This is a genomic window from Celeribacter sp. SCSIO 80788, from assembly GCF_051054295.1.
Taxonomy (GTDB): domain Bacteria; phylum Pseudomonadota; class Alphaproteobacteria; order Rhodobacterales; family Rhodobacteraceae; genus Celeribacter.
On the sequence record NZ_CP150482.1, the window covers coordinates 2,112,717 to 2,129,055 of the forward strand.

Consider the following 16,339-nt stretch of genomic DNA (forward strand, 5'->3'; position numbering starts at 1 on the left):
CGGTCTCCGTAGACTGTCGGCAAAAGCACAAGCCTGCGAACAGGCAAACAGAGGGCAGCCATAATGACCATGATGGATTCGACACCGAATGTGATCGCTCCCGTCGCGCCGAAACGCGCCGATGAGACCGGGCTGTCGCCGGTGATGATGCGCGACATCGTGTTGAAAACCATGTTCCGCACCAATCTCGAACAGGTCTCGCGTCTCTCCGTCGCGTTGTGCCTGCCGGTGTCGATCACGCAGGACCTTGTCGACCGTGCGCGCGAGCAGGGGCTTGTCGAGGCCACCGGCACGATGCATGCGGGCGCAGGTTCGGAGATGGGATTTCGCCTCTCCGATACCGGCAAGGCGCGCGCGCTCGATGCGCTGTCGCAGTCGGAATATTACGGTGCGATGCCGATCCCGCTCGAGATTTATGCCGAGCAGGTGAAACGCCAGTCTGTGCGGAACATGAAGGTGACACGCGATGCGCTTCTGGCCGCGATGGGCCATCTGATCCTGCCGCCGAACCTTCTCGATCAGCTCGGGCCTGCGGTGGGTGCGGGGCGTTCGATCCTGATGTACGGACCGCCGGGCAACGGCAAATCCTCGATCTCCAACGGCATTCGCGATGCGCTCGGCGATCTGATCTATGTGCCGCGCGCGATCGAGTACAACGGGTCGGTGATCACGGTCTATGACCCCCTGATGCATGTCAAACGCGAAGATGCGGAGGACGATCCCAATGCGCTCAGGAAAACCTCCAACCGCTTCGACCGGCGCTATGTGCGCTGTGAGCGGCCCTCTGTTGTAACCGGCGGTGAGCTGTCGCTCGACATGCTCGATCTGGTCTACAACCCCACCGCGCGGACCTATCAGGCGCCTTTGCAGCTCAAATCCACCGGCGGGATTTTCATCGTCGACGACCTTGGCCGTCAGGAAGAACCGCCACAAAAGCTCGTCAACCGCTGGATCGTTCCGCTCGAAGAGAGCAAGGACATTCTGGCGCTCCAGTCCGGTGAAAAATTCGAAGTGCCGTTCGACACGCTGGTGATTTTCTCCACCAACTTCCACCCGAACAAGATCTTCGACACCGCCGCCCTGCGCCGGATTTTCTACAAGATCAAGATCGACGGGCCGGATCAGGCGGGGTTCCTGAAAATCTTCGCCATGGTCGCGCGCAAGAAAAAGATGCCGCTCAACGAGGAGGCGCTGGTCTACCTGCTCAAGGAAAAATACCCGACCATCGACAATGTCTACGCCAACTATCAGCCGGTCTTCCTGATCGACCAGATCATTTCGATCTGCGACTTCGAGGGCATCCCCTATCAGATGACGCCGGAGCTGATGGAACGGGCCTGGGCGAACATGTTCGTCGAAGAGAGCGAATTCGCGCACTAGGTTTTGAGTATTTGCGCCATCAGAAAACCCTGACCATAGCAAAAGAGGCCCCGCGGGGCCTCTTGTCATATCTGTGGATGGGGCTGGCTCAGGCCGTCAGCCCCTCCGGCTCCGCAAGGCCATGGCTGCGGCAACAGGCGGTGAGCGTATTGGCCAGAAGGCAGGCGATGGTCATCGGCCCGACGCCGCCCGGCACCGGTGTGATCGCCCCGGCCACTTCTTTCACAGCCTCAAAATCCACGTCGCCCACGAGGCGCGTTTTGCCTTCGCCTTTTTCCGGCGCCGGAATGCGGTTGATGCCCACGTCGATCACCGTCGCGCCGGGTTTGACCCAATCGCCCTGCACGAAATTCGCCCGGCCCACGGCGGCCACGACGATGTCGGCGCGCTTCACCACCTCGGCAAGGTCTTTCGTGCGCGAATGCGCAATCGTCACGGTGCAGCTGTCGCCCAGCAAAAGCTGCGCCATCGGTTTGCCGACGATGTTCGAGCGTCCGATCACCACCGCATCTTTCCCCGACAGCTCGCCCAGATGATCGCGCAGCATCATCAGGCAGCCCAGAGGCGTGCAAGGCACCATGCTCTTTTGCCCGGTGCCCAGCAACCCGACGTTGGAGATATGGAACCCGTCCACATCCTTCGCCGGATCGATCGCGTTGATCACGAGGCTTTCGTTCAGATGCTTCGGCAGCGGCAGTTGCACAAGAATGCCATGCACCGCCTTGTCGCCGTTCAATTGTTCGATCAGTGCAAGAAGATCGGCCTCCGACGTGTCCGCAGGCAGTTTATGCTCGTAAGAGTGCATGCCGACCTCGACCGTCTGCTTGCCCTTCGAACGCACATAGACCTCCGACGCCGGATCGTCGCCGACCAGAACCACGGCAAGGCCGGGGGTCACGCCCTGCGCTTCCTTGATCCGTGCCACATGGGTGGCGACGCGCGCGCGCACATTGGCCGCAAAGGCCTTGCCGTCGATCAGGGTTGCCGTCATGTCCTACTCCTTCGTCTCACGCCCGAGCACACGCTCTTCACGGGCAATCATCTCTTCGATCATCAGGGCCCACATCTGGCGCGCCAGAACCGGGTCGAACCCGCTCCGCCGGGCGCGGGCCTCCACCTTGTCGAGCACATCGAGCACCCGGGCTTCGATCCGCGCCGGAAGCCCCTCGCCCGGCTTGATCTCGGCTGCGCGGTCGATATGCGCCTGCCGCACCGCCAGAAGATCGACGAGCGCGCAATCGAGATCGTCGATCTGCGCCCGCAACTCAGCCATGGACACAATCTCTTTCGGTGATTTCAGCGTCATGCAATGCCTCTCTGGCCCGAAGTTGGCGGCGCTTTACCACGCCCGCCCGCGCAGGGAAAGCTCAGCCCTTTTGCATCACCACAAACAGCCGTTTGAACGGGAACCACGCCCGGCCTTGGCGGTCGATCGGATAGGCGGCGTTCAGCTCCGTGTCATAGGCGTCGAGATAGGCATCGAGCCGACCCTGCCCGCCGAAATGATCGAGATAGGGGCGCAGGTAGGTGGCTTGCGTGAAATGCCGCACAGGATGGCCGAAGGGGGCTTTGATCTCCTGCATATATTCCGTCATCCAGACGCGCACCTCGCCGAAGGGCTCCAGAATGCTGACATAGCTGCGCGGCGGCAGCACATTGGAATTCGCATCCGTATCGGGGAAGGCCTCCGGGTCGAGGCGGCTGGCCACTTCGCGTGCCAGCACATGGGACGGCGCATCGTGCTGGCTCGGCACCTGCATGGCGAACCAGCCGCCGGGGGCCAGAAACTGCATCAGATGCGGCAGAACGCTGCGGTGATCCGGCACCCAGTTCAGCGCGGCATTGGTGAAGATCAGCGCGAAATCGCCCGCAAGCTCATGCGAGGCCAGATCGCCGCTCAGAATGTCGGCATAGTAACCGGTTTCGAGCGCGGCCTCGCGCATGGCTTCGGACTTTTCCAGCCCATAAAGCGTATGACCGGGAAAGCGTTCGGTCAGAAGATGCCCGACGCCGCCCGAGCCACAGCCCAGATCCATGATCGCCCCTTCGGGCAAGCTTCCGACAGCCCCCATCAACTCACCGGCCGGTCGCAAACGCAGATCGGCATATTGCGCGTATTTCGTGGGGCTCCAGTCGCTCATGCGGCTCTCCTCAAGCAAAAACCGCGCCCCGGAAAGGGACGCGGTTTCTGTCTAACAGGCTTTCTGGCCTCAGGCCATGGGTTCGGGTTCCATCCCGCCGTCGCCCTTGGGCTTTTTCTTGGTCTTCGGGATCGCCGTCACCGAGACCTCGCCGGAGCCGCCGGAGCCGCCCTCGTCTTCGCCCGCCTGCGGCGGCAGCCCCGCGATCACGCGTTTGATCTCTTCGCCGGTGAGGGTTTCGTATTCCAGAAGCCCCTGCGCCAGACGTTCCCATTCATCCTCATATTCGGTGATGATGCGGTAGGCCTCGGCATAGCCCTCATCGATGAAGCGTTTCACCTCTTCCTCGATCAGCTCCTTGGTATGGGCCGACACGGACAGACCCGTGGTATTGCCCTGATAGCCCTCGGCGGCTTCCGCGTAGTCGATATTGCCGACCTTGTCGGACATGCCGTAGCGCATCACCATGGCGCGCGCGAGTTGCGACGCCTGCTGAATATCGCCGACCGGACCGGAGGACACTTCATCCTCGCCGTATTTGAAAATCTCCGCGGCCTTCCCGGCCATGGTCATGGCGATGCGTTGGCGCGCCTCATCCTTGAACAGCTGGAGCTTGTCCATCTCCGGCAGGCTCATCACCATACCAAGTGCACCGCCGCGCGGAATGATCGTCGCCTTATAGACCGGATCGCATTTCGGCAGTTTCAGGCCAACGATGGCGTGACCGGCTTCGTGATAGGCGGTCTTTTCCTTTTGCTCGTCGGTCAGAACCATGGAGCGGCGTTCCGCCCCCATCATCACCTTGTCCTTGGCCTGTTCGAAATCTTCCATCGTCACCTGACGACGGCCGACACGCGCGGCCATCAGAGCGGCCTCGTTCACAAGGTTCGCAAGATCGGCACCGGAGAAACCGGGCGTGCCGCGCGCGAGGATGCGCAGATCGACATCGGGACCGAGCGGCACTTTGCGGGCATGGACGTTGAGGATTTTCTCGCGGCCTTTGATGTCCGGGTTCGGCACGGTGATCTGGCGGTCGAAACGACCGGGACGCAGAAGCGCCGGATCGAGCACGTCACGACGGTTGGTCGCGGCGATGATGATCACGCCTTCGTTCGATTCGAACCCGTCCATTTCAACGAGCAACTGGTTGAGCGTCTGTTCGCGCTCATCGTTGCCGCCGCCGTAGCCCGCGCCACGATGGCGACCGACGGCGTCGATCTCGTCGATGAAAACGATACAGGGCGCGTTCTTTTTCGCCTGCTCGAACATGTCACGCACGCGGCTTGCACCGACACCCACAAACATTTCGACAAAGTCAGACCCGGAAATGGTGAAGAACGGCACGCCCGCCTCCCCCGCAATGGCCCGCGCCAAAAGCGTCTTACCGGTCCCCGGAGGGCCGACAAGCAAAGCGCCTTTCGGGATCTTGCCGCCCAGAGCCGAGAATTTCTGCGGGTTGCGCAGGAATTCGACGATTTCCTCAAGCTCTTCCTTGGCCTCGTCGATGCCCGCGACATCGTCAAAGGTCACCCGGCCTTGCTTTTCGGTCAACAGTTTCGCGCGCGATTTGCCAAAGCCCATCGCCCCGCCTTTGCCGCCGCCCTGCATCCGGTTCATGAAATAGATCCACACGCCGATGATCAGGAAGATCGGCAGGAAGGAGATGACGAACGGCATGATGCCGCTTTCTTCCTGCGGCTTGCCCTCGACACTCACATCCTTGGCCAGAAGCTCGCTCACGAGGTTCTGATCGCCCGGGTTGATCGTATATTTCTGGCGGCTGTCCGCGCCGGTGAAATAGACTTTCTCCCCGTCGACTTTGACAGAGGTGACCGTGCCGTCATCCACTTTCGTCATGAATTCGGAATAGGGGACGACTTCCGACGACATGCTCGACTGATTGCCGCCCAGCACCTGAAACAGGGCCAGAACCAGCATCAAGAGCACGAGCCAGAAGGCAAGATTGCGTGCATTGCCCAAAGGGGATCTCCTTGAATGATCGTTCACGCACGCCCAAACCATGACGCGCGCGCGGGGTTCCCTATAAAATAGGCATCATGAGGCCAAGTTCAATGCGATAAAAGCGCTGTGTGGAAACCGCCCTTCGCGGGAACGAGGCGCGCCGACGCCGGACCGTGACCGGCCAGAGGCGCCGCGATCAGCGTATTGCCCACAAACAGCGCCGGAGACGCGATCAGGCTCTCCCGCGGCGGCGCAGTCGCGGGCCGCTCGCCCAGTTGCAACAACCCGTCTTCGCCAAGCGCCCGCACGATACCGTCTTGATTTTCAACGCTTTCGACAATCCAGCGCCCATCCCAAAGCGCGCCGGGCAAGGCCACGGCCCCCGCCACCGCCGCATGTTCGCGCGTGAGCCGAAAGCTCTCTTTCCCGCCCAAAAGCCGCACGCCATGCAGCGTCGCATCGCGCCCGCGCATCATCGCGGAGAGAAATTCCTGTAATTTCATGCCCCTTGGGCCGTAATCCGCCGAGGAAATCCACCGCAGGGCCGCCTCCACCAGACGCCGGTTCACCTCCGGCGCGCCCTCGGCAAACCGTCGCCGGTCGAGGATCAGATCGCCGCGGTCCTCTGTCACACATTCGAGCGCATGGTCGTGAGTCGCGAAATCCAGAGCCGAACGCACCTGTGACAGGTGATCCATCACGCGACCCACCACATGCGCATCGATCCCGAGCTTCGTCAGCTCCGCCATCGCGCGCCGCGCCTTCACCCGCTCATAGGCCTCATCGTCATTCGACGGATCGTCCACCCAGGGCTCGCGCAGCTCCCGCAGATATTGCCGAAGCTCAAACCGTTCCTGCATCAACAGCGGCCGCACCCAGGTGATGCCGTCCGACACCCGCCGCCGCTGCATCCCCGTCAGCCCGTCGATCCCCGACGCGCGGGCGAGGCGCATGAAAAACGTCTCCGCCTGATCGTCGGCGGTATGCGCCAGCGCGATGGTGGAAATCCCCTGCCCCTTGGCCCAGTCCGCCATCAACCGATACCGCGCACGTCGCGCCGCGTCCTGAAGATTGCCGTCCGCCGTCTTCCCGGCCCAGTTCAATGTCGTGTGCCTGATCCGAAGCCGCTCGGACACCTCGGCCACGAACCGCGCTTCTTCTGCGGCCTCCGGGCGCAGCCCGTGGTTCACCGTCACCGCCTGAAGACGCACTTTCTCTTCGCGCGCCCACTCACTCAGCAGATGCAGCAAAGCCATGCTGTCGCCGCCGCCGGAGACGGCCACGGCCAGATGATCGGGTTTCTCGAAGGCAAAGGCGGTGGCCACGAAATGGCGTAACATCGCCCGGTTCGTCTCCACCCCGGTCATGTGCTTACGGGCAGCCGAAGCCGCGCGCCTCCGTCGGAGCCTGCGCCGCAGCAGAGGAGCCCGGGAACCGCGCACCGACCTCGTTATACATGACACAGGCCTTGTCGGTCTGGCCCAGCTTGCCCAAAGCGCCCGCCAGTTTCAAAAGCGCATCGGGCGCGCGTTCGCCTTCGGGATTACCCGAGAAGCTGTCGAGATAGGCCCGCGCCGCATTGGCGGTATCGCCCGCCGCCGTCAGAGCCTCGCCCCGCATGTAATGCGCTTCGGCGGTCAGGTAACCGCCGGTGTATGTCTGGGCAAAGGTGGAAAACGCGTCGGCAGACGCCTGATACTGACCTTGATCATAGAGCGCTTTGGCAGCGTCGAAATCGCTCTGTTCGGTCATGGCAAGATTGCTGCCGTCGTCCATATTCGTCCCCGGCCCCGGAACGATCACATCCGTGGCCCCGGTCGCAGCGGCTTCACCGCCGAGCGGGCTCAGCGGCGGCAGGTTGCCGACATCGCAACCGCTTTCCAGCTCGCAAAGCCGGAAATTCAGGTCGTCCAACTGGTTGGTGCCGTCCTTGACCACCCGGTCGATGCGGAACTCCAGCGCTTCGAGCTTCGCCGTCAGATTGGCCAGAGACGCCTCCATCAGGTCGACGCGTTGAAGCGTATCGGCCCCCGCGAACTGCGTGTTCGGCGCGCCGGTGGTGGAGAGCTCGCGTTTGAGCTTGTTGATCTCGACGGACAGCACAGCCGCCTCCTGACGAATATCCGCCAGCGTCTGCGCATCCTGCGCCCAGAGAGCACCGCCAACGCAGCTCAGCGCCAGCGCCGCGCCAAAGATCGTCGCTTTCATCGCAAACTCTCCCTTTTCGCTTACATGCCTGCGCCAGCGGCGAGCACGGTCACCGCGCGACGGTTCTGGCTGTAGCAGCTTTCATCCGAACAGACGGCGAGCGGGCGCTCCTTGCCGTAAGGGATGGTTTTCAGGCGCGAGGGGGTCACACCTTGGCTGATCAGGTAATCCTGAACCGAGGCGGCGCGGCGGGCGGAAAGCGCAAAGTTGTATTCGCGGGTGCCCTGTTCGTCGGCATGGCCTTCGATGATCGCGGTATATCCCGGGTTGCCCAGCAGCCAGCGGGACTGACCGGCAAGGATCGTGCGCGCCTCGTCCGAAAGCGTCGACTGATCGACGGCGAACAGCACGCGGTCGCCCACGGTCTGGTTGAAATAGGCGATCGAGGTCGGATCGGAGACCGACCCGTCCATCAGGCCATTGGCACCGACGCCATTGGCGGAAGAGCTGCCGTTGTTGCCGAAACGGCCGGGGTTGGTACAGGCGGAAAGGCCAAGGGCCGCGACCAGAAGAAACGCGCGGGAGGCTTTGGAGGTCAGAAACTGGGACATGGATGATCCTTTGGGAGGCTCGGAACTGCTCTGGTTTGGACTATAGCAGCCTCCCCTGGACTTGGGGAGGGTGCAGAATTTCACTTAAACGTTTTGCCCTTCCGGGCGGCGCAGACAACACATCGGTGTGCCATGCCCCCGTCGAACGGGGTCCGACAAAAGTCCGACGCAAGGCCGACACTTATCCGACACGCAAATTTCACTTCAACAGCGGCGACCAGGCCGGATCGGAAGCGCCCGCCGTGGTCGGCACACGTTTCAGGTTCCGCCCGGAAATGTCGACGGTATAAAGCGCGCTTTCGCCGCCCGTGCCCTGACTTTCCCGGGTGAACATGATCACCCGGCCATTGGGTGCCCAGCTCGGACCTTCGTCGAGGAAGGACGCGGTCAGCAGGCGCTCTTCAGAGCCGTCGGTGCGCATCACGCCGATGTGGAACCGACCCTGATTTTGTTTCGTGAAAGCAATGAGATCGCCGCGCGGAGACCACACCGGCGTACCATAGCGCCCGATCCCCGAAGAGATCCGCCGCGCCTCACCGCCGCCTGCGGGCATGATGTAGAGCTGCTGCGTGCCGGAGCGGTCGGATTCGAACACGATCTGCGAACCGTCGGGCGAGAAACTCGGCGCGGTCTCGATCGCGGGCGTGTTGGTCAGACGGGTGATCTGCGAGGTCGCGATGTCCATACGGTAGAGATCGGTGTTGGTGCCCGTCGACATGGAATACACGATAGACTGCCCGTTCGGCGAAAACCGCGGCGCAAAGGTCACGGATTCGGCCGGAACCGGCAGGCGCGTGCGCGTCACCGTGCCCACGTCGAGCATCATGATCTGCGGCGTGCCGGTTTCATAGGAGGTATAGAGCACCCGGTCGCCGGTGGGGGAGAAACGTGGAGCAAAAACAATATAATGGTCGTCGGTCAGGTACTGAAGCCCCGCCCCGTCGTAATCCATCACGCCCAGTCGTTTCTTGCGGTCGTTCTTCGGCCCGGTCTGCGACACGAAGACGACGCGGCTGTCGAAATAGCCGCCCTCGCCGGTGATCCGGGAATAAACCACATCGGCCACCTTATGCGCGATCCGGCGCCAGCTCGTCGTCGAACCACCGAGTTGCAGACCCGAGCCCAGCGGCGCTTCGGCATAGACGTCGAAGACCCGGAACTTGACAGACAGATTGCCCGCGCTGTCCATGCTCACAGCCCCGGTCACCAGCCCCTGCGCGTTGATCGCTTTCCAGTCGGCATATTGCACGGCAGCGCCGAAATTCGTCACCTGCGAGATATAGGCCGAGGACGGGATTTCCCGGAACAACCCGGTGCCCACGAGATCGGCGGCGATCACTTCGGAGATCTGCCGGGCATAATCGGCGGCCTGCGGCGTCTCCGCCACGAAATCCGGCAGGGCGAGCGGCAGGGGTTCGATCACCCCGCGCGTGATGTCGAGTTTCAGCGGGCCCGGGTCCTGTGCAAAAGCGGGCGCGGTCCCAGCAAAGGAGAGCGCTGCGGCAACGGCACAGCCAAAAGCAGTCAGGCGTTTCATTTAAACCTCATCTGTTCGGGATCGAACGTCATTTCGATATTGCGCCAATGGGCATATTTTTCCACCGGCAAGGGGAATCCTTTCGCCCCACAGCGGATAATCGCGCGTCGGGCCACCTCGAAAGCGGCTGTCGCGCCCGCCTCCGTGCCGCCCGTGTGGGACAGGAGCTTGATGGAACCGCCTTGCGGGGTGCCGTCTTCATTCATCGCAACACTGACCGTGATCACGGTGCGCATCGCATCGGTCGACATCGCGCCGACGTTCCAGCATTGCGACACGGCCACACGCATGCCCTCGCGCTCGCCTGCGGTCAGCGGCGGGCCGACCGGACGTTCAGGAGCGGCGGGACTTCCGACGCTCTCGGCGGCAAGGGCGGCCGCGGCCGCCGCTGCGGCTTCGGCCACGGCGTCGGAGCTGTCTTGTTTCGGCTCGGCTTTCGGTTCAGCTGTCGGCGTGGCAGGTTTCGGCGTCTCCTGCGCCTTCTCCGCCGCTGCCGCCTGCGCCGCCAGATTGGCCGGGCGCGATTTCGGACGCGGCGAGGTCGACATGCCCGACGGTTTCTCCGCCTCGGTCACGATCTCTGTCGTCGTCTCCTGCGGCGCGGCTTGCTCGACCTTCTCCTCGACCACCTCGGGGCTGTCGCTTTCCTCATTGGCGGCTTCGACCGGCGCATCGGAAATTTCCGGCTGCGGTTCGGGCGCAGTCACCACCTGATCGGAAATGCGCGGCACCGGGCGTGGCGTCGGTTTGCGATCCGGAATGTCGGGCAGGCCCGCACCCGGGTCCTCGAGCGAAATCTCCGGCTCGGCCTGCGGGCTCGGCGGCGTCGGCTGCACCTCGACCGGCGGCGTCACGCTCTCCTGCGGCGCGGGCTTCGGTTCGGGCGCGGTGGGCGGCGGCGTTTCGGGCGCGCTTTGCTCGGGCTTCTGCTCCTCGGGCTGGCTCACCTCGGGCGCGGTTTCCGTTTCCGGCGCGCGCATCTCGGGGGCCACCTCATAGGTCTCGGGCGCAGTGCTCTGCGCCACCATGGCGGCGAACTCGCTCTCGGAGATCAGCGCCACCTCCTGTACGGACACGTCCGTGGGCTCCTCGGGATGCAGGAACAGCCCCCCGAAAAGCACATAGGCAATCAGGCCGATATGGCCCGCGCCGGAGATATATTGGCCCGCGTTCACGCGTTTTGCCCCTTAATTGCCAGACCCGTCGAGACGTGGCCCGCCCTGCTCGGTCACAAGACCGATGGAGCGAAACCCGCCCGCGTTCAATGCGCCCATCACCTGAGCCACACGTGCGTAGGGCACCGATCCGTCGGCGCGCAGGAAGATTTTATCGTCCTGACGCTCGGCGGCGATGGCTTTGAGCTTGGTCACGAGATCCTCTTCGGGGGTCTCGTTCGCCATCAAAAGAACCTGCCCATCGGCGGTGAGCGTGATGGTCAGCGGTTCCTGTTCTTCCTGTGGCAGGGCCGTTGCCGCTGTTTCCGGCAACTCAATCGGCACACCGACGGTCATCATCGGGGCAGCCACCATGAAGATGATCAGCAAAACGAGCATGACGTCGACGAACGGCGTGACGTTGATCTCGCTCATAGCTGCCGGGCGACGACGGCGCCCTCTGCGACCGCCTCCGCCCGATTTCTGAATGACACCCGCGCCCATCTTAACTGTCCAGCTCGCGCGACAGGATGGTGGCGAATTCGTCGGCGAAGGCCTCGTAGCCGCCAAGGATACGCTCACTGTCGGCGTTCAGCTTGTTGTAAAAGATCACCGCCGGGATAGCGGCCAGAAGACCGAGCGCGGTTGCCAAAAGCGCCTCCGCGATCCCCGGCGCCACAACGGCGAGGTTCGTTGACTGCGCCATGGCGATGTCCTCGAACGCGGTCTTGATCCCCCAGACGGTACCGAAGAGACCGACAAACGGCCCGGTGGAGCCGACGGTCGCGAGGAAGGACAGCCCTTTGGTCATCTCTTCGCTCTCTTTGGCGATCGCCACATCCATCGAGCGGTCGATCCGCGACTGGGCGCCTGCGATCAGACCGCCATCTGCGCGATGCGAGCGACGCCATTCGGTCATGCCCGCAGAGAACACCCGCTCCGGTGCAGACATCGGCCCGCCCGAGATCTGGTCGTACAGCTCATCCAAGGGCTCGCCCGACCAGAACGCCTGATCGAAAGCCGCCGCCTCAACGCGGGCTTTTTTATAGGAAATGAATTTCTGGATGATGATCGACCATGACCAGAAAGAGGCCACGATCAGCATCAGCATCACGATTTTCACGGTGAAGGTGGCGCGCATGAAAAGCGCGAGCAAGGAGAAGTCGATCTCCTGCGCCATCGCAAGGGTTTGTTGGTCCATGAACCTGCTCTTTAATCGCCTTTGTGGGCCGCATTTGCACGGCTCTCATCATTACTCTTGATTCTATCGCATCGTCAGGGGAAGCGCCAACACGAACATGTGAGGCGCAGCGGAAATTTGCGAATTTTCGACGGTTTAGTGCAGATTTCGGCGGAGATTTGCCGGAAGTCGCGCCGGATGGCCGGTTGCAGTGAGCGCCACGATGGTCACCTGTGCCGAAAACAGCACATCCCCGCCACGTTTGACCACCTGGGTCATCACGATCCGCGCCCCCGTCATGGTCTCCAAAGCGGTTTCCACGGTGAGATCATCGTCGAATTTCGCAGGCGCGAGGTAATCCGCCTCGACCCGGCGCACGGCAAAGACAATCCCGTCCTCCTCCTTCAGCTTGACCTGATCGATCCCCAGATCGCGCACCCATTCGGTTCGCGCGCGTTCGATGAACTTGAGGTAATTGGCGTAATAGACGATGCCCGCGAGATCGGTGTCCTCGTAATAGACATGGACGGGGAATGTGTGGGTCATCTGTCGCCTTTCCTTTTGCGCTCGACCCTATTGCCCGAGCGGATAGCTCGCAAGGGTCTCATAGGTCGCGCCCTCGTGGCTCAGGTGGGACTGGACCATCTCGAAGATTACGGGACGAAATGCGGGGGCATGAAACGCGCCGCTCAGCGTGAGAAACCGCTCCAACGCATCGCGCTCGCCAAAGCCGAGGCGTTGAAACCGGCGCAGGGTGACATGCGGGCGGAACCTCTCGTGCGACAGGGCGATGCCAGCGGCCCGCGCCGCCTGCCGAACCTTTTTGTGCAATTCTGCGAGCGCCTCATTGGGCATCACAGCGGCAAAGAGCAGGCGCGGCTTGTCCCCGCCAAACAGATCGAGCCCTTCGATGGCGATCTCCGGCGCTCTGAGATGCAGCCCGGCGAGCTCCTCGTGCAGATCGGCCAGAACCTCTTCCGGCTGCTCATCCAAGAAGGCCAGCGTGACATGCATATTCTCCGCCGGAATCGCCCGACCAAATCGCAGCCCTGCCGCCACCTCTTCGAGCCGGTCGCTCAGATCGTCCGGCAGAGGAATGCCGACAAAGGCCCTCACCGGCCTGTCATCCCGCAATGACCCGCGCATAAAGCCGGAGCGCATGCGACGCATCCCGCGCCGCAGAGGGCAGCATCGGATCGTAGGCCGCACGCAGCACATTGGCCACATCCGGGCGCACCACCGTGCCTTCGGGGGCAACGGCAAGCGGGCTGTCCTGAGTGAATTCCACGTCGGACCAGAGAAGCATCGCCTGCACCGCCTGGCTCAGCGCGATCACCTCGGCGGGCACTTCATCCATCGCGCCGCCCATGCGCACGAAGGTGAAACAGGCCTTGATCGCACCTTGGTCGTCAAACCGAAACGCCCGGTACTGATGCGCGCCGCGCTCTTGGAGTGTCGCCACCCGTGCCTCCAAATCGGGGATCAGATCGCCCATATGCGGCACATCCAACAGCTCCGCCCAATCGGACAGGAAAAACACCATGAGGTTCGTGCCCAGTTCCGGGTCCATTTCCTCGATCCGGTGGCCCGCGATGGCGACACAGGCTTCGATGGCGGATTTCACCGTCACCAGCGTCTCGTCCTCAACCCCGAAGACAACGGGTGAAATCGGCCGCCCCCAGCGCGCAAACACATAGTCGCCGTTCGAACGGGTGAAAAACGCTTCGATGCGTTCCGGTGTGATCTCGCTCATGTGGCCCTCTCGCGTCTCTTGCCGTCCTTTTGCTACAGCGCGACTTGCGCGGCAACCCCTGCCCCGCGTAACCTCCGACGCAGACAAGACGAGGCACATCATGAGCAAGACGATCTACATCCTGAACGGTCCCAACCTGAACCTTCTGGGCAAACGCCAACCGGAGATTTACGGCCATGACACGCTCGAAGATGTCGAGGCGCTTTGTGCCGCCGAGGCCGCAACGCATGACCTCGACGTGGTCTTCGCCCAGTCGAACCATGAGGGCGAGATCATCGAGCTGATCCATGAAGCCCGCGAAAAAGCCGCCGGCATCGTGATCAACCCGGCGGCCTACACGCATACTTCGGTCGCCATTCTCGATGCGCTCAATACGTTCGACGGCCCGGTGATCGAGGTCCATATCTCTCAGGTCCACAAACGCGAGGCCTTCCGCCATCACTCCTATGTCTCGATGCGCGCCGATGCAGTCATGGCGGGGTTCGGGATCAATGGCTACCGTCTGGCCGTGGCGCAGATGGGACACCTTCTGGGCTAAACCTCACTCGCTGTGATCGACAAACACCTGAACGATCGCCTGCGGCAGCGGCTGGTTCTGGGCATCGCCATAAAACCGCACACCCGCGGGCGGTTCAAACTCCGAGCGGTCGATCACAGCCACCACGGCATGCCCATCCCGGCTCATCGCCAAGGCGCCTTCGAGATAGCCGCAGGCATCGGTCTTGCATCCGCTCGCCACAAGCCAATCGCCCTGCCATTCCAGAAAGCTCGCCTGCTCAAACAGCGCCCGAAGATCGAGCAGCCCCACCGGCCCTACGGTCGCAAGAAACCGCCCCTCCCAAGCCGGATCGTTGACCAAAAGCTTCGGATGCTGCCCCTGCCACTCGGCGACCTGCGTAAAGCCCAGCGATTTCGGCGGTCCGAGCTCTTCATGAAGCTCATGCCCCACGAGCCAATAGCGCACATCCCCACTCTGACCCGGCTCCGTCGCCGGAGAGATCACCTCGATCCCGCGCTCCGTCACCAAAGCCTTGCCGTCGTCGTGACAGGTCCCGAACATGTCAGAAACCCAAACCGGATCGGCGCCGGTATCGACATAGACCCACATCTTGGGACAGGCCGTGCCACCCGATCCGAGCCGAATGAGCAACACATCTCCATCCTGCGCCGCGATGTCGAGATGATCCGCCGCCTGCGGCAGATCGACGGGCGCATCCGCCAAAGACAAAGCATCCGTGCCAAACGGCCCGAGCGGCAGAATTTCGGCGATGCCCGCAGAGGTCTCAACCCGATCCGTTGCCAAGGCCGCAAAGGGCAAAGCGCTGACGACAAGCGACAAAAAGAAAACCCGCATAGACCCTCGCCTCAGAGATATTCTCCCATTTGCGCGCAAACGCCCCGGAAAGGTCAACCCCATCCGTCTCCTTTGCTGCCGCAAATACTCACTTTCCAAACAGGTCGGACTGGTCCGGCGCTTTCGGGGCCTCAAGCCCCAGATGCCGCCACGATTTCTGCGTCAACATCCGCCCGCGCGGGGTGCGCTGAATGAGGCCTTGTTGCAAAAGATAGGGCTCGATCACATCCTCAATGGCATCGCGGCTCTCGGAAAGCGCCGCCGCCAAAGTCTCAACACCCACGGGCCCGCCGCCGTAATTCTCGGCGATCATCCCAAGATAGCGACGGTCCGCACCATCGAGGCCAATAAGGTCCACCCCAAGCCGCGTGAGCGCCCCGTCAGCCAGAGATTTGGTAATCCGCCCGTCGCCCTCGACCACGGCGAAATCCACCACCCGGCGCAAAAGCCGCCCGGCGATCCGGGGTGTGCCACGCGCACGTTTGGCGATCTCATGCGCCCCATCCGCATCCGCAGGCACGCCCAAAAGGCGCGCACCACGGGTGACGATCTCATGCAGCTCTTCTGTCGTGTAAAACTGTAGCCGCGTCGGGATGCCGAAACGATCCCGCAAGGGCGTCGTCAAAAGCCCGAGCCGCGTGGTCGCCCCCACAAGCGTAAAGGGCTGCAACTCGATCCGCACGGTGCGCGCGGCGGGGCCTTCGCCAATCACCAGATCAAGCTCGAAATCCTCCATCGCCGGGTAAAGCACCTCTTCGACCACCGGGTTCATCCGGTGGATCTCGTCGATGAACAACACATCTCGCGCTTCGAGATTGGTCAGAATCGCCGCCAGATCGCCCGCTTTCGCCAGAACCGGCCCCGAGGTCATCTTGAAATTCACGCCCAATTCGCGCGCCATGATCTGCGCCAGCGTGGTTTTGCCGAGGCCCGGCGGACCGTGGAACAACACATGGTCCATCGCCTCTTCGCGCATCCGGGCGCTCTCGATAAACACGCGCAGGTTGGCGCGGGCTTCCTGTTGGCCGATGAATTCCTCAAGCGCCTGCGGGCGCAGGGCGCGGTCGGCATCCTGCGGCTGGCGCTCCGGGCGCAATGTGGGATCCGGGTGGTCCATCT

At 62.7% G+C, this 16,339-nt stretch carries 18 protein-coding genes; 2 read left to right on the top strand and 16 right to left on the bottom strand.

All coding sequences use genetic code 11. The annotated features are described in order from the left end of the window. The first annotated feature begins 72 nt into the window (after positions 1-72). Positions 73-1,380 (top strand): ATPase, encoded by a 1,308-nt coding sequence (locus V1471_RS10710; RefSeq protein WP_434290924.1) that lies wholly within the window; start codon positions 73-75, stop codon positions 1,378-1,380. A gap of 88 nt (positions 1,381-1,468) precedes the next feature. Here the strand turns inward: V1471_RS10710 and folD are convergent, their stop codons facing one another. From folD to V1471_RS10780, 14 genes are all read right to left on the bottom strand, one after another. Further along, positions 1,469-2,371, bottom strand: a complete 903-nt coding sequence (folD, locus tag V1471_RS10715) for a bifunctional methylenetetrahydrofolate dehydrogenase/methenyltetrahydrofolate cyclohydrolase FolD (RefSeq protein WP_434288650.1) — start codon at positions 2,369-2,371, stop codon at positions 1,469-1,471. 3 nt (positions 2,372-2,374) lie between these two features. After that, positions 2,375-2,686, bottom strand: coding sequence for a chorismate mutase (locus V1471_RS10720; RefSeq protein ID WP_434288652.1), 312 nt, complete (start codon positions 2,684-2,686; stop codon positions 2,375-2,377). Positions 2,687-2,747: 61 nt separating this feature from the next. After that, on the bottom strand, positions 2,748-3,521 hold the full coding sequence (locus V1471_RS10725; RefSeq protein WP_434288654.1) for a methyltransferase domain-containing protein: 774 nt from the start codon (positions 3,519-3,521) through the stop codon (positions 2,748-2,750). A gap of 69 nt (positions 3,522-3,590) precedes the next feature. After that, positions 3,591-5,501 (bottom strand): ATP-dependent zinc metalloprotease FtsH, encoded by a 1,911-nt coding sequence (gene ftsH, locus V1471_RS10730; RefSeq protein ID WP_434288656.1) that lies wholly within the window; start codon positions 5,499-5,501, stop codon positions 3,591-3,593. Between the two features lie 89 nt (positions 5,502-5,590). Then, positions 5,591-6,823: a tRNA lysidine(34) synthetase TilS gene (gene tilS / locus V1471_RS10735; RefSeq protein ID WP_434288657.1), complete on the bottom strand. Its 1,233-nt coding sequence runs from the start codon at positions 6,821-6,823 to the stop codon at positions 5,591-5,593. A gap of 31 nt (positions 6,824-6,854) precedes the next feature. Further along, on the bottom strand, positions 6,855-7,691 hold the full coding sequence (gene ybgF / locus V1471_RS10740) for a tol-pal system protein YbgF (RefSeq protein ID WP_434288658.1): 837 nt from the start codon (positions 7,689-7,691) through the stop codon (positions 6,855-6,857). Between the two features lie 20 nt (positions 7,692-7,711). After that, a complete protein-coding gene (gene pal, locus V1471_RS10745) occupies positions 7,712-8,242 on the bottom strand; it encodes a peptidoglycan-associated lipoprotein Pal (RefSeq protein ID WP_434288660.1) in 531 nt (176 codons plus the stop codon). A 199-nt stretch (positions 8,243-8,441) separates the two neighbouring features. Further along, entirely contained in the window at positions 8,442-9,779 is a 1,338-nt protein-coding gene (gene tolB / locus V1471_RS10750) for a Tol-Pal system beta propeller repeat protein TolB (RefSeq protein WP_434288662.1), read from the bottom strand. After that, complete coding sequence (locus tag V1471_RS10755; protein ID WP_434288663.1) at positions 9,776-10,954, bottom strand: energy transducer TonB; 1,179 nt, start codon at positions 10,952-10,954, stop codon at positions 9,776-9,778. Before V1471_RS10755 ends, tolB begins: the two co-directional genes overlap by 4 nt. 12 nt (positions 10,955-10,966) lie before the next feature. Then, entirely contained in the window at positions 10,967-11,437 is a 471-nt protein-coding gene (gene tolR / locus V1471_RS10760; protein ID WP_066705949.1) for a protein TolR, read from the bottom strand. A gap of 1 nt (position 11,438) precedes the next feature. Further along, a complete protein-coding gene (gene tolQ / locus V1471_RS10765) occupies positions 11,439-12,134 on the bottom strand; it encodes a protein TolQ (RefSeq protein WP_434288665.1) in 696 nt (231 codons plus the stop codon). 135 nt (positions 12,135-12,269) lie between these two features. Then, positions 12,270-12,659, bottom strand: coding sequence for a tol-pal system-associated acyl-CoA thioesterase (gene ybgC / locus V1471_RS10770; RefSeq protein WP_434288667.1), 390 nt, complete (start codon positions 12,657-12,659; stop codon positions 12,270-12,272). A gap of 27 nt (positions 12,660-12,686) precedes the next feature. After that, positions 12,687-13,274 (bottom strand): RNA 2',3'-cyclic phosphodiesterase, encoded by a 588-nt coding sequence (gene thpR, locus V1471_RS10775; RefSeq protein WP_434288668.1) that lies wholly within the window; start codon positions 13,272-13,274, stop codon positions 12,687-12,689. Then, on the bottom strand, positions 13,237-13,866 hold the full coding sequence (locus tag V1471_RS10780; RefSeq protein WP_434288670.1) for a hypothetical protein: 630 nt from the start codon (positions 13,864-13,866) through the stop codon (positions 13,237-13,239). The genes thpR and V1471_RS10780 overlap by 38 nt, the downstream gene beginning before the upstream one ends. Before the next feature lie 100 nt (positions 13,867-13,966). Between V1471_RS10780 and aroQ the strand changes: the two genes are divergently transcribed. After that, a complete protein-coding gene (gene aroQ / locus V1471_RS10785; RefSeq protein ID WP_434288671.1) occupies positions 13,967-14,404 on the top strand; it encodes a type II 3-dehydroquinate dehydratase in 438 nt (145 codons plus the stop codon). 3 nt (positions 14,405-14,407) lie between these two features. On the opposite strand, the gene V1471_RS10790 is transcribed toward aroQ, so the two are convergent. After that, positions 14,408-15,220, bottom strand: a complete 813-nt coding sequence (locus tag V1471_RS10790) for a hypothetical protein (protein WP_434288673.1) — start codon at positions 15,218-15,220, stop codon at positions 14,408-14,410. 88 nt (positions 15,221-15,308) lie between these two features. Further along, positions 15,309-16,337: a Holliday junction branch migration DNA helicase RuvB gene (gene ruvB, locus V1471_RS10795; RefSeq protein WP_434288674.1), complete on the bottom strand. Its 1,029-nt coding sequence runs from the start codon at positions 16,335-16,337 to the stop codon at positions 15,309-15,311. Between the last annotated feature and the right edge of the window lie 2 nt (positions 16,338-16,339).

Excerpts from the sequence above, each read along its gene's own strand:
- V1471_RS10710 (WP_434290924.1), top strand. The coding sequence starts at position 73 with ATGGATTCGACACCGAATGTGATCGCTCCCGTCGCGCCGAAACGCGCC.
- folD (WP_434288650.1), bottom strand. The coding sequence starts at position 2,371 with ATGACGGCAACCCTGATCGACGGCAAGGCCTTTGCGGCCAATGTGCGC.
- V1471_RS10720 (WP_434288652.1), bottom strand. The coding sequence starts at position 2,686 with ATGACGCTGAAATCACCGAAAGAGATTGTGTCCATGGCTGAGTTGCGG.
- V1471_RS10725 (WP_434288654.1), bottom strand. The coding sequence starts at position 3,521 with ATGAGCGACTGGAGCCCCACGAAATACGCGCAATATGCCGATCTGCGT.
- tilS (WP_434288657.1), bottom strand. The coding sequence starts at position 6,823 with ATGTTACGCCATTTCGTGGCCACCGCCTTTGCCTTCGAGAAACCCGAT.
- ybgF (WP_434288658.1), bottom strand. The coding sequence starts at position 7,691 with ATGAAAGCGACGATCTTTGGCGCGGCGCTGGCGCTGAGCTGCGTTGGC.
- pal (WP_434288660.1), bottom strand. The coding sequence starts at position 8,242 with ATGTCCCAGTTTCTGACCTCCAAAGCCTCCCGCGCGTTTCTTCTGGTC.
- tolB (WP_434288662.1), bottom strand. The coding sequence starts at position 9,779 with ATGAAACGCCTGACTGCTTTTGGCTGTGCCGTTGCCGCAGCGCTCTCC.
- tolR (WP_066705949.1), bottom strand. The coding sequence starts at position 11,437 with ATGGGCGCGGGTGTCATTCAGAAATCGGGCGGAGGCGGTCGCAGAGGG.
- tolQ (WP_434288665.1), bottom strand. The coding sequence starts at position 12,134 with ATGGACCAACAAACCCTTGCGATGGCGCAGGAGATCGACTTCTCCTTG.
- ybgC (WP_434288667.1), bottom strand. The coding sequence starts at position 12,659 with ATGACCCACACATTCCCCGTCCATGTCTATTACGAGGACACCGATCTC.
- thpR (WP_434288668.1), bottom strand. The coding sequence starts at position 13,274 with ATGCGCTCCGGCTTTATGCGCGGGTCATTGCGGGATGACAGGCCGGTG.
- V1471_RS10780 (WP_434288670.1), bottom strand. The coding sequence starts at position 13,866 with ATGAGCGAGATCACACCGGAACGCATCGAAGCGTTTTTCACCCGTTCG.
- aroQ (WP_434288671.1), top strand. The coding sequence starts at position 13,967 with ATGAGCAAGACGATCTACATCCTGAACGGTCCCAACCTGAACCTTCTG.
- V1471_RS10790 (WP_434288673.1), bottom strand. The coding sequence starts at position 15,220 with ATGCGGGTTTTCTTTTTGTCGCTTGTCGTCAGCGCTTTGCCCTTTGCG.
- ruvB (WP_434288674.1), bottom strand. The coding sequence starts at position 16,337 with ATGGACCACCCGGATCCCACATTGCGCCCGGAGCGCCAGCCGCAGGAT.